This is a genomic window from Streptomyces sp. NBC_01257 (genome assembly GCF_035917255.1).
GTDB lineage: Bacteria > Actinomycetota > Actinomycetes > Streptomycetales > Streptomycetaceae > Streptomyces.
In genome coordinates, this window is the sequence record NZ_CP108472.1 from 734,507 (window position 1) to 746,427 (window position 11,921).

The 11,921-nt window shown below is 71.2% G+C and carries 10 protein-coding genes; 9 read left to right on the forward strand and 1 reads right to left on the reverse strand.

Annotation, left to right across the window (positions count from 1 at the left end; genetic code table 11):
- Positions 1-47: 47 nt before the first annotated feature.
- Complete coding sequence (locus tag OG408_RS03285) at positions 48-1,130, reverse strand: LacI family DNA-binding transcriptional regulator (protein ID WP_266787070.1); 1,083 nt, start codon at positions 1,128-1,130, stop codon at positions 48-50.
- Between the two features lie 225 nt (positions 1,131-1,355).
- Here OG408_RS03285 and OG408_RS03290 point away from each other — a divergent pair, with 225 nt between their 5' ends.
- From OG408_RS03290 to OG408_RS03330, 9 genes are all read left to right on the forward strand, one after another.
- Complete coding sequence (locus OG408_RS03290) at positions 1,356-2,624, forward strand: ABC transporter substrate-binding protein (RefSeq protein WP_266787069.1); 1,269 nt, start codon at positions 1,356-1,358, stop codon at positions 2,622-2,624.
- A gap of 138 nt (positions 2,625-2,762) precedes the next feature.
- The gene (locus OG408_RS03295) at positions 2,763-3,605 is read left to right on the forward strand and encodes a carbohydrate ABC transporter permease (RefSeq protein ID WP_266787067.1); all 843 of its coding nucleotides are present in this window, start codon (positions 2,763-2,765) and stop codon (positions 3,603-3,605) included.
- The gene (locus OG408_RS03300; RefSeq protein ID WP_326668065.1) at positions 3,592-4,515 is read left to right on the forward strand and encodes a carbohydrate ABC transporter permease; all 924 of its coding nucleotides are present in this window, start codon (positions 3,592-3,594) and stop codon (positions 4,513-4,515) included. The genes OG408_RS03295 and OG408_RS03300 overlap by 14 nt, the downstream gene beginning before the upstream one ends.
- A gap of 45 nt (positions 4,516-4,560) precedes the next feature.
- Positions 4,561-5,325 carry an SDR family NAD(P)-dependent oxidoreductase gene (locus OG408_RS03305; RefSeq protein WP_285564107.1) on the forward strand — a complete coding sequence of 255 codons (765 nt, stop codon included), beginning with the start codon at positions 4,561-4,563 and terminating at the stop codon, positions 5,323-5,325.
- Positions 5,313-7,100 carry a heparinase II/III domain-containing protein gene (locus OG408_RS03310; RefSeq protein WP_285564108.1) on the forward strand — a complete coding sequence of 596 codons (1,788 nt, stop codon included), beginning with the start codon at positions 5,313-5,315 and terminating at the stop codon, positions 7,098-7,100. Before OG408_RS03305 ends, OG408_RS03310 begins: the two co-directional genes overlap by 13 nt.
- Positions 7,101-7,103: 3 nt before the next feature.
- Entirely contained in the window at positions 7,104-9,083 is a 1,980-nt protein-coding gene (locus OG408_RS03315; RefSeq protein WP_326668069.1) for a hypothetical protein, read from the forward strand.
- 2 nt (positions 9,084-9,085) lie between these two features.
- Complete coding sequence (locus OG408_RS03320) at positions 9,086-9,688, forward strand: hypothetical protein (RefSeq protein WP_266787057.1); 603 nt, start codon at positions 9,086-9,088, stop codon at positions 9,686-9,688.
- Positions 9,685-10,764: a right-handed parallel beta-helix repeat-containing protein gene (locus OG408_RS03325; RefSeq protein ID WP_266787055.1), complete on the forward strand. Its 1,080-nt coding sequence runs from the start codon at positions 9,685-9,687 to the stop codon at positions 10,762-10,764. The genes OG408_RS03320 and OG408_RS03325 overlap by 4 nt, the downstream gene beginning before the upstream one ends.
- Positions 10,761-11,912: an SGNH/GDSL hydrolase family protein gene (locus OG408_RS03330; RefSeq protein WP_326668071.1), complete on the forward strand. Its 1,152-nt coding sequence runs from the start codon at positions 10,761-10,763 to the stop codon at positions 11,910-11,912. Before OG408_RS03325 ends, OG408_RS03330 begins: the two co-directional genes overlap by 4 nt.
- Positions 11,913-11,921 lie beyond the last annotated feature (9 nt).

The following is an 11,921-nucleotide window of genomic DNA, read 5'->3' on the forward strand; positions in this document are numbered from 1 at the left end:
GTCGTCCGTGCACCGGCCGGCGGACGACGCCGACGCGCACCGGTGACTCACCGGTGCGCGAGAGCCTCCTCGGCCGCGGCCACCTCGGCGGGGGCGGAAGCCGTCGACTCCCGGACCACGAGTCTCGGCCTGATCAGGAGCGAACGTCCGGCGACCGGGGCGGAGTCGATCCGGGCCTTCAGCTGCTGGAACGTCTCCGCGGCCATCTCGGGCAGCGGCTGGCGGACGGTGGTCAGCGGCGGCTCGAAGAGGTCGGCGAGCAGGATGTCGTCGAACCCGACCACGGAGACGTCCTGTCCCGCGCTGCGGCCGGCGTCCTTCGCGCCCCGGCAGATCCCGATCGCGCACATGTCGTTGATGGCGACGAACGCGGTGGGCGGGCGCGGGCCGCAGAGGAGCTCGCGGGCCGCCCTGCGCCCCAGTTCGGCCGCGTCCTTGTCACCGAACTCGGTGGTGCCGGCGCCGGGCCAGACGATCGCGTCGGCCGGGTCGAGGCCCGCCGACTCCAGGGCGGCCCGGAAGCCGCGCAGCCGCTCGCGGCGGTTGACGCTGTTGACCGAGCCGGAGACGAAGGCCAGCCGGCGGTGGCCCAGTTCGAGCAGGTGCCGGGTGGCGAGCTCGGCGCCCATCGCGTTGTCGACGCTGATCGAGGCCAGTGACGGCGGATCGCCCGCCTGGGCGGTGCGGTCGAAGGCGACCATCTTCAGACCGCGGCTGAGCAGCGGTGCCACATGGTCGAGCGAGGGCAGCGAGGAGCAGAGCACCACACCGCTCACCCCGTCGGCCAGCAGCTCCTCGCCGTACTTGAGCTCACGGGCCGGATCGCGCTCACTGTTGCAGAGCAGTACGTGATAGCCCTCGGCCAGCGCGATGGCCTCCAGCTCCCGGGCCAGCGCCCCCCAGAAGGGGTTGGCGACGGACGGCACGATCAGGCCGATGACCTTGATCCGGCCGGTGCGCAGCATGCGCGCCGCGCGGTTGGGCCGGTAGCTGAGCTGCTCTATCACCTGCTCGACGCGAGCCAGGGTCGCCGCCTGCATACGGTCCGTACGTCCGTTGAGGACGTTCGACACGGTGCTCGCGGAGACCCCCGCGGCCTCCGCGACCTGATGGATCGTTACCCCGCTCATGCCACCTCCGGTTCGGAACGTGTTCGCCAGACTAGTGTACCGATTTACTGAACTCTCTTCACCGGTACACCCGTTAACTTTCCCGAAAATTGTTGTGCATCAGCTGTTGACGAGCCTCTTGGGGCGTTCTTAGTCTCAGTGCATCGATTTACCAGCGCTTCCCAGCCATGGCCGGGTTGCCATCGCTGGATCGATCCACTGTCTCCACCTCAAAAGGGGTGCCCAATGGAACTCAAACGACGGTCGCTGCTCGCTGCCATCGGCGCCGGTACGGCCGCGGCCGCACTCTCCGGCTGCGGCACCGGCTCTTCGACGGCCGGCTCCGCCGACGGTCCCGCCGAGGGCGAGATCACGCTGCTCACCCCGATCTACGAAGGCGCCGACGGCAAGACGCTGTTGGAGAAGGAGATCCTCGGCGGCTTCCGGAAGAAGTATCCGGACGTCAAGGTGAACGTGGACTACACCACGTACGCGCAGCTCAACGAGAAGATCACCACGGGGCTCGCCGGCGGGCTGCTGCCCGACGTGCTGATGATGGGCGTCGGCTGGATCCCGCCGTTCGCCGCGAAGAAGGCCATCGCCCCGCTGCCCGAGAAGTTCGCCACCGCGCACGACTACGAGAAGCGGGTCCTGGAGCCGTCGCGCTACGACGGCAAGCTGTACGCGCTGCCGGTCGTCCTGGACACCCGCATCGTCGTCTACCGCAAGGACCACTTCGCCGAGGCCGGCATCAAGAAGACCCCGGCCAACTGGGCGGAACTGCGGGCCGTCGCCAAGCAGCTGACGAAGGGCGGCCGGGTCGGATTCGACCCGTTCTCCATCGATCTGCGCCAGTGCTGGGAGACGTTCCTGTTCGCCAACGGCGGTCAGCTGTTCAGCGCGGACGGCAAGAAGGTGCTGTTCACCGACAACCGGGGCGTCGAGGCGCTGCAGTTCTTCAAGGACCTGTCCGCGGACGGCTCCGCCGACTACACCAAGAAGACGGCTGCCGGTGCACCGTCGAACGTCCAGACCGGCAAGGCGTCGATGATGATGACGACGAGCGCCCTGTGGGAGCAGGTCCGTGACCAGAACCCGGAGCTGCTGAAGGACGACACCCTCGGCGCGTTCATCCTGGCCAACCGCAAGCCGGCGATGCTCCAGGGCGGCACGCTCGTCACCCAGTCGGCGAGCTCCAAGCACCCGGCCGCGGCACGTGCCCTGGTCGAGTACCTCTCGACCCCCGACTCGATCCTGGGAGCGGCGAAGCAGCGCGGTTCGGTGCCGGGGCTCAAGGACCTCAACGAGTCCGGCTACGTGAAGGAGAACAAGTTCGTCGATCTCTCCCTCCAGAACATGAGCGCGGCCTGCTCCGAGGGCGGCACCGCGGCCTGGATGGAGATCCGCGAGAAGATCAAGCCGACGCTGGAGCCCGCGATCGTGGGCAACCAGTCCGCGAAGGATGCCATCGCGGAACTCGGCCGTCTCGCCGAAGCCGCCATCGGCCGGATGTGAGGCATCACTGTGGGAGCTGTATCCGTACTGAAGGCACGGCCCGCGCGGCTGCCTTCTCCGACTGAGAAGACCCGGCCCGCCAAGCGCCGGACCGGCAGGACCCCCACGGGTCCCGGGCGCCGCAGGCAGCGGGCCGGCATGCTGATGGTGGCACCCGCCCTGCTGCACGCCGCCCTCTGGATCGGCCTGCCGGTCGTCGCCTCGGTCGTCCTGGCCTTCACGAAGTACGACGTGCTGACGCCGCCGCAGTTCGTGGGGCTGGACAACTTCAAGGAGATGATGGACGACGCGGTGTTCCGCAAGTCCATCGTCAACACCGTCATCTACACCTTCTTCACCGTGCCGTTCGGCATGATGCTGGGGCTGCTGCTGGCGCTCGCCCTGCACACGGGTCTGAAGGCCCGCGGCATCTTCCGTACCGCGATCTTCCTGCCGCAGGTCACCGCCACCGTGGCGATCGCCCTGGTCTGGCTGTGGATCTACAACCCGGGCAACGGGCTGCTCAACACGCTGCTCTCGTTCGTCGGCGTCAGCGGTCCGGCCTGGCTCTCCTCGACCACCTGGGCGCTGCCCTCGGTGATCCTGGTCGGCGTCTGGCAGGGCATCGGCATGAAGATGCTCATCTACTTGGCCGCGCTCCAGTCCCTGCCGAAGGAACTGTACGAAGCGGCGTCGGTCGACGGCGCGTCCAAGGCGCGGCAGTTCTTCTCGATCACGCTGCCGCTGCTGAAGCCCGCGACGTTCTTCGTGCTCATCACGTCGATGATCAGCGCGTTCCAGTCGTTCGACCAGGTCTACATCCTCACCGAGGGCGGGCCGGCCAACAGCACCACGATGATGACGTACGAGATCTACAAGTCCGCCTTCCGGGAGTTCCGCGTCGGCTACGCCTGCGCCCAGTCACTGGTGCTGTTCGTCCTGCTGATGGGCTTCACCCTGGTCAACCGGCGGATCATGGGAGGCACCCGTGGCCACAACTGAGCTGCACAAGCCCGGGGTCGCACGGCCGCCCCGCCCCAGGGCGAACCGGAAGCCGGTGTCCGCAGGCCGGATCGCGCTCTATGTGACGCTGTCCGTGATCTCCCTGCTGATGGTGGTGCCGTTCATCTGGATGGTGCTGACCTCGCTCAAGACACCGGTGGAGATCGCGTCGCAGGACGCCGGACTGCTCCCGGAGCACTGGGAATTCGGCAACTACGCGGAGGCGCTGAAGGCCGCGCCCTTCGCCACGTACGCCCGTAACAGCTTCATCATCGCGACCAGCCACACCGTGCTCAACCTGGTGATCGCCTCGATGGCGGGGTACGCGCTGGCCCGGATCAGGTTCCGCGGCAGCGAGGTCATCTTCTACCTGTTCATCGCGGCCCTGATGATCCCCACCTACACCAAGGTGCTGCCCGAGTTCCTGATCGTCCGCTTCATGCCGCTGGCCGGCGGGAACGACCTCTTCGGCCAGGGCGGCAGCGGCTGGCTCGACACCTGGTGGGCGCTCATCGTGCCCGGTGCGGTCACCCCGTTCGCGGTCTTCCTCTTCCGCCAGTTCTACCTGGACCTTCCGGTGGAGCTGGAGGAGGCGGCCAGGCTGGACGGTCTGGGCGAGTTCCGGATCTACGCCCGCATCATGACGCCGCAGGTCAAGCCCGCCCTCATCACGGTGGCGCTGCTGACCTTCGAGTCCTCCTGGAACAACTTCCTGTGGCCGCTGCTGGTGACCCGGACGGACAGTCTGCGGGTCATCCAGGTGGGGCTCTCCGTCTTCAAGACGGAGAACGGCCCCCAGTGGCACTTCCTGATGGCCGGCACCACGCTCGCCACCCTGCCCATGGTCGTGCTCTTCCTCATCGGCCAGCGCTACTTCGTGCAGGGCTTCGCAACCGCCGGTCTCAAGTGACCGGTCCCGGTCCTCAACGGCCGGTTATCGAAAGGGTTACCCCCCATGTCTGCTGATCTCCAAGGTTCCCGCGCGCTGGTGACCGGTGCGGGCCACGGCATCGGCCGCGCCATCGCCGTCGCCCTGGCCGAGGCCGGCGCCGATGTCGCCGTCCACTACCACTCCTCCGCCGACGAGGCCGCGAAGACGGTCTCCGCGATCGAGGCGCTCGGCCGCAAGGCCAAGGCGTTCCAGGCCGACGCGACGGTGACGGCCGAGGTGGACCGCCTGGTCGAGGACGCCACCGGATTCCTCGGCGGGCTGGACGTCCTGGTCTGCAACGCCGGTCATCTGATCGGCCGGGCGACGATCGCCGAGATGTCCGACGACCACTTCGACCGGGTCATCGACACCAATCTGACCTCGACGTTCCGTACGGTTCGGGCGGCGCTGCCGCACCTGAAGGAGTCGTCCGCCGGGCGCGTCATCACGATGTCGTCGCTGGCCGCGCACAACGGCGGCGGCCCCGGATCGGTCGCCTACGCGGCCGCCAAGGCCGGCATCAGGGGATTCACCAAGGGCCTGGCCAAGGAGCTCGGCGGCAGCGGCATCACGGTCAACACCGTCGCCCCCGGCTTCATCAAGGGCACCGCCTTCCACGACACGTTCACCGCGCCCGCGGCGCAGGAGGCGATGGAGGCGGGCATCCCGGTGGGCCGGGCCGGCACACCGGAGGACGTCGCCTCGGCGGTCGTCCACCTGGCCTCGCCCGCGTCCGGCTTCCTGACCGCCACCACGGTGGACATCGACGGTGGCGTATGGCCGCGTTGAGGCGGATCGCGCGGGAGCGCGGCGGCTGGTGGCACGCGTACGTCTGCCCCGCGCACGGGGTGGAGCTCGACCACGGTGACGTGCTCGCCGGGGAGTTCCCGGAGGGCGGTGCGCGCTGTGCGTACGGCTGCCGGGTCGACAACGAGGCGGTGCGCGGTGCCTGGCTGGTGCTGTCGCACCAGGCCTGGGCGCGGCACCTGCGGGTGCTCGCCCACCGGGGCGAGCGTGCCGAGGCGGTGGCGCGGCTGGTGGAGTACACCGCTCTGTACGAGGAGCTGGCCACCGCGCAGCACGGCGAGGCGCAGGGCTGGATGCTGCGCGGCCGGCTCTTCCACCAGGCGCTGACCGACGCGATCTGGGCGGTGAACATCGGGCACACCGTCCTGACCCTCGCCGAGGGTGGCACGGAGGACCTGTCCGGGGTGCTCCCGCTGCTGGACTCCTTGGAGCGGGCCGCACTCGACGCCCGCGCCGTGCTGATCGGCAAGGGGCAGCTCGCCTCCAACTACACCGCGTGGCTCAATGCCGCGGGCGCCGCCGCAGGGCGTGCCGCCGCGGCGGTGCGCGGGCAGGAGTGGGACGGCGCCAAGGAGTGGCTGGAGGGCGACAGCGGTCTCTACGCGCATCTGCGGGTCGCGGTCGCCGGGGACGGCTGGGAGTGGGAGGGCAGCACCTACTACCACGGGTTCGTCCTGCGTGCGGCGCTGCTGGCGCTGCGGGGCACCGACCCGGCGGCCCTGCCGGCCGATGTGACGGGTGTGCTGGCCGGGATGACGGACGTGCTGGCCTCGATCGCGACGCGGGGCGGCATTCTGCCCGCGCTGCACGACGGCCCGTACCTGCGCGCACCGCTGGCCCTGGAGTGGCTGGAGCTCGTCGCGCTGGCCCAGCAGCTGGTTCCGTCGGCCGCGCTGGACGCGGTGGCCGGGCGGGCCCGGGCCGAGCTGGGTGCGGGCGACGACGGGCTGGACCGGGAGCTGGGCGGCTGGTTCACCGGCCCGCCGCTGGCGGAACGTCCGGCGCCGGGTGCGCTCACGCTGTTCACCACGGCGGGCTACGCGGTGCTGCGCGTCGCGGGTGTCCACGCGCTGCTGGACTTCGGCCCGCACGGCGGTTCGCACGGCCACCGGGACAAGCTGTCTCTTTATCTCTACGGCGACACCACGCCGTGGCAGCCCGACCCCGGCCAGGTGCCCTACGCCCACGCCGAGTTCCGCGATCTGTACGCGTCGACCGAGGCCCATCCGGCGTTCCGGGTGGACGGTCTCGAACAGGCGGAGTGCACGGGCGCGCTGCTCGGTTCGGACGACCGCTCGGTCACCGCGGAGGTGACGACGGCGTACGAGGGTGTGCGCGGGGTGCGGCGGATCGCCGCGGGCGAGGGCTATCTGGTCGACCTGCTGACCGTGACGGCCGACGAGTCCCGGCGCATCACCGCGCAGTTGCGCCCCGGCACCGCGCTGGACGTGCAGGTGCAGGCCGCGGGCCCGGTGCGCACCACCTGGTACGGCGACGAGACGCTGCACGGCTGGCACACGCACCGCGCCGACGTGCCGGTGCGCCCGGTGACCGCGCCGGGTCCCGGCCCCGCCGACGACCCGCAGCGGATGCGGACCCGGGTCGACTTCACGGCCGACACCGGCCGGGTCACGTTCGCCTCGGTCTACCAGGCCGCGTCGGCCGGGCCCGCGGTGACCGACGTACATCTGGACGACGACGGACTGACGGTCTGCCTGGCGGACGGCAGCACCGCGCGGTTCCTGACGGAGGACTGACCCTTGTTGCTCTCGGCGACCCCGCCCCCCGGGCCGCGCCCCGCACAGGAGCTGCGGCTGTTCGAGGAGGCCGCCCGCCACCGCGGGCTGACCCCGCCCCGTACACACCCCCTGGCCAGCATCACCTGGCTCGGGCCCGCCGCCTCCAATCCGGCGCTCGCCTACCGGATCTCCGGCGACCGGGCACACCTCGCGGAGAGCGTGCGGTGGATCGAGGCCGCGGTGCGGCTGCCGCACTGGGGCAAGGCCCATATGCCGGACCACGACCTGGACGCCGGCTGGCTGCTGCACCATCTCGCCCTCACGTACAAGTGGCTCGGCGACGACCTGCCGGACGGGGTGCGGGCGCTGCTGCGGTACAAGCTGCTGCTCCAGGGGCGGCGGATGTACGAGTTCGCGGTGGCGAGCGAGGGCAGCTGGTGGTCGTCGTCGTACTGGCAGAACCACAACTGGATCTGCTACGCGGGTCTGGCGACGGCCGGGTACGTGCTGGGCAAGGAGGAGTGGACCGAGCGCGCCAAGGACAACCTCGGGACCGTCCTGGACCTGATGCCCGAGGACGGTTCGCACGCCGAGGGCGTCGTGTACTGGCGCTACGGCGTGCCGTTCCTCGCCATCCATCTGGACCTCCTGAAGGAGGCGGAGGGCATCGACTGGTGGGACCGGGGCGGGTTCATGTCCCGGACGTTCCGCTACCGGCTGCACCAGACGGCGCCCGGGTTCGCGTTCAACGTCGACCACGGCGACTGCCACGACCGGCGCAGCGGCCACAGCGCCGGGCTCTACTACCGGCTGGCCGCGCAGTACGCGATCCCCGAGGCCCAGTGGATGGGCGATCTGGCATCGGGCGAACTGCTGTGGCAGGAGGCGGCCGAGAGCGGCGTGCGGCCCGGCATCCTGCCGGAGGCCTACCTCGAATACCTCTGGTACGACCCGTCGGTGCCGGCCGCCCGGCCCACCGAGACCCGCGCGTTCTTCCCGGACCTCGGGCTGCTGGCCGCGCGCACGGGCTGGGACGACGACGCCACGCTGGTGTCGTTCAAGGCCAGCCCCGGGGGCGGTCACCGGGCGTGGGAGACCGCGGAGAAGCACCGGGTGGAGAAGGGCTGGGAGACGCTCAACCAGGGTCACCACCACCCCGACTCGGGCTCGTTCGTGTTCGTCTCGCAGGGCGCGTTCCTCGCCGTGGACGAGGGCTACAGCAACCGCAAGAAGGCCGCGCACCACAATCTGCTGCTGGTGGACGGGCAGGGGTACGCGGACGAGGACCGGTACCACGTGTACCGGGACATCCCCTTCGAGCGGCAGGCCGGGCAGCGCGATGTGCTCGTTGCCGCCGACTGCGGATGGGCGCACTCCACGGCCGGGATCGCGGCGATGTACGACCCCGCGCTCGGGGTGCGGCGCCTCGACCGGACGCTGGTGTTCACCCCGTCGGGACGTCTGGTGCTGCTGGACCTCGCCGAGGCGGATTCGGCACGGGAGTGGACGTTCCTGCTCCAGACCGACCGGCCCACCGAAGCGCAGGAGGACGGCAGCCGGCTGATCCGCTCCGGTTCGGCCGCGGCCCGGCTGCGGCAGTTCGCCCCCGTCGACGGCCGCGTCGCCGTCGAGGTCACCGAGGTCGAGGCCAATCCGACGTCGAGCACGCCGGAGCTGCGCCTCACCCGCACCCTGCACACCCTGCGCTCCACCACGCCCCGGTCGGCCGAGGGGATGTTCCTCAGCACGATCACCCCGGGCACGGAGACGGACGCCACCCGGGTCCCGTGCACGGAGGGCCAGGGCGTGTCCTTCGGTGACGAGACCGTGCTGCTCTCCCCCGTCACCCGGCGGATCCGCACCGCCGGGCTCCTCGCCGACGCCGCGGCCGTGCTGCTCGGCGGGGACGACGCCCCGTACGTGGTGGCGGCGACCCGGCTGGAGCGGGACGGCGCCGTGCTGCTCGACGTGGCGGAACCGTACACAGGAAAGGTCGGCTGATCATGCAGGCATCTCTCTCGTCCGGCTGGCCGACGCTGCTGCGCCGGCTGGAGTTCGTGGCCTACCCGGCCGCCGCCGGGGCCGCGTGCGCCGTGCTGTCGCTGGGGGTGGTGACCTGGCTGCCCGCGCTCGCCGCGATGGCGCACGGGCTCCAGCGGTGGCGGGCCGAGGGGGACAGCCGGTGCGTCGTCCACACGTTCAGGGCCTTCCCGCAGTACTGGCGGGCCCTGTGGCGGCACTCGCTCGTCTCCACGGCGGCCGGGGGCGTGCTGGCCGCCAACATCGTCCATCTGCTGGGCCGTTCGGAGCCGTGGACCTTCGTACTGCTGGCGGCCCAGGTGGGCATCGCGGCCGCCCTGGTCATCCACCATGTGGCGTTCGCGGCCGAGGCCGGACGGGAGCCGGGCGGCACCGTCCGTACCTGGACCCGGGGCGCGCTCGCGCTCGGCTTCGGTTCGGCCGCCCGGGGCACCGCCCTGCTCGGCGCGGTGGTCTCCGCCGTGCTCCTCTCCCTCGTCGTACCGCTGGGGCCACTGCTTCTCGGCCCCAGCATTCCCGTACTGCTCGCTCTGTCCTTCGCTGATCCCAGGAGGCACACCCCATGAGCCACGCACTGCGCACCACTCTCGTCGCCGCGCTCGCCGTCGGCGCGCCGCTCGTCTTCCCCCCGCCGTCGGTGGCCGCTGCCGCCGCCACCGCCTACTACGTGTCGCCCTCGGGAAGCGACAGCAACTCCGGTACGTCGGCGGGCTCCCCGCTCGCCACGATCCAGAAGGCCGTCGACCTGGCGCCGACGGGAGCGGTGGTGAACCTCGCCTCGGGCACGTACCAGCAGGACGTCGTGACCAAGCGCGCCGGCGTCACGATCACCGGCCCGGCGAACGCCGTGGTGAAGGGGGCGGGCGACGCCCGGATCATCCAGGTGCAGCACGACTCCACGACGCTGAGCGGCTTCACCGTCGACGGGCTGCACGGGTCGTCCACCGATGTGGCGGGGTACCGCCTCAAGCTCATTTATGTCATGAGCACGACCCCAGGTAACGGTGTGGGCGGTCTGCGCATCACCGGGATGACGCTGAAGAACGCCGCCGACGAGTGTCTGCGGGTGCGCTATCTGGTGACCGGCGCGGACATCTCCGACAACACCATCACCGACTGCGGTGTCGCCGACTTCAAGTTCGGCGGCGGCGGGAAGAACGGCGAGGGCATCTACCTCGGCACCGCACCCGAACAGCAGGGTGCGAACGGCGCCCCGGACGCGGCTCCCGACATCAGCAGGAACAACCGCATCCACCACAACACGATCGCCACCCGCGGCAACGAGTGCGTCGACGTGAAGGAGAACTCGACGAACAACTACGTCGAGTACAACGACTGCAGCCAGCAGAAGGACTCCAGCTCCGGCGGCCTGGACGCGCGCGGCAGCGGCAACATCTTCCGGTACAACACCATCCACGACAACACCGGCGCGGGCATCCGGCTCGGCGGCGACACCGCGGCCGACGGCACCGGCACCAGCGTCTACGGCAACACGATCACCGGGAACGCCGGCGGCGGCATCAAGTTCATGCGCACCCCGCAGGGCCCCGTCTGCACCAACACGATGAGCGGCAACACCGGTGGCGACGCCGTGGGTACCTACGGCAGCGAGTACGCCCCGACCGGTGCGTGCCCGCAGTGAGCGGCCGGGGACCCGCGAGACGCGGGGTACTGACGGCGGCGGCCGGGCTGGCCGCGGTCGTGGCGACGGCGCCGGGCGCGCAGGCCGCCGAAGGACCGGGCGCCGGTGCGCGCCGCTCGCGCTGGACGACCTCGTGGGCGACCGCGCAGACCGCGCCGACGCCCACCGACGCGGTGGCGAGCGCCGGGCTGACGCAGGGCACGTTCACCGCGCACGTACGCCTGTCGGCCGGCGGCCAGGTCCGGCTGCGCTACGGGCACGCGTTCGGCACGGTGCCGGTCCTGGTCGGGCCGGTGACCGCGGGCGGCAGGCCCGTGACGTTCGGCGGGCAGCGGCAGGCCTGGATCGCCGCGGGCGCCTCGCTGACCAGTGACGCGGTCGCGGGCCTGCGGGCCGCGGACGGCTCCCTGCTGACGGTCCGCACCGAACTGCCGGGCCCCACCGGACCGTTGTCCTTCCACCGCAACACCCATGCCTCGCACGACGTGGACGGGGAACGCACCACCTCGGTGTACCTGCTGACGGGCGTCGAGGTGACGGGCGCGCACGGGCCGGTCGTCGCGGTGCTGGGCGACTCCATCGCGGAGGGCGTCGGCACGCCCGACGACTCCGATCTGCGCTGGCCCGACCAGCTGGCCAGGCGGCTGCCGGGCGCGGCGGTCGCCGATCTCGGGATCAGCGGCAACCGGGTGCTGCTCGACGACGCCCGGTTCGGTCCCGGCGGACAGGCCCGTCTCGACCGCGACGTGCTCTCCCTGCCCGGGCTCCGTACCGTCCTGATCCACCTCGGGGTCAACGACCTCCAGCAGCCGCCCGCCCAGACCGACCCGGCGCTCGTCCTGGCCGGCTACCGGCAGCTGGTGCTGCGGACCCGGGACGCGGGCCTGCGCGCGGTCGGCGCGACCATCGCCCCGTTCGGCGGCTGGACCCGCTGGACGCCCGAGCTGGAGACGGTGCGCCAGCGGATCAACGCTGCCGTGCGGACCGGCCGGGTCTTCGACGCCGTCGCCGACTTCGACGCCGCCCTGCGCGATCCGGACCACCCCGAGCGGATGCTGCCCGCGTACGACAGCGGTGACGGCCTCCACCCCAACCCATCCGGCCATGCGGCGCTCGCCGCGGCCGTCGACCGCCGACACCTTCTGTGAGGGCCGCAC

What these genes read in the sequence shown, in the direction of transcription:
- OG408_RS03285 (WP_266787070.1), bottom strand. Translation starts at nt 1,130, where the DNA reads ATGAGCGGGGTAACGATCCATCAGGTCGCGGAGGCCGCGGGGGTCTCC.
- OG408_RS03290 (WP_266787069.1), top strand. Translation starts at nt 1,356, where the DNA reads ATGGAACTCAAACGACGGTCGCTGCTCGCTGCCATCGGCGCCGGTACG.
- OG408_RS03295 (WP_266787067.1), top strand. Translation starts at nt 2,763, where the DNA reads ATGCTGATGGTGGCACCCGCCCTGCTGCACGCCGCCCTCTGGATCGGC.
- OG408_RS03305 (WP_285564107.1), top strand. Translation starts at nt 4,561, where the DNA reads ATGTCTGCTGATCTCCAAGGTTCCCGCGCGCTGGTGACCGGTGCGGGC.
- OG408_RS03310 (WP_285564108.1), top strand. Translation starts at nt 5,313, where the DNA reads ATGGCCGCGTTGAGGCGGATCGCGCGGGAGCGCGGCGGCTGGTGGCAC.
- OG408_RS03320 (WP_266787057.1), top strand. Translation starts at nt 9,086, where the DNA reads ATGCAGGCATCTCTCTCGTCCGGCTGGCCGACGCTGCTGCGCCGGCTG.
- OG408_RS03325 (WP_266787055.1), top strand. Translation starts at nt 9,685, where the DNA reads ATGAGCCACGCACTGCGCACCACTCTCGTCGCCGCGCTCGCCGTCGGC.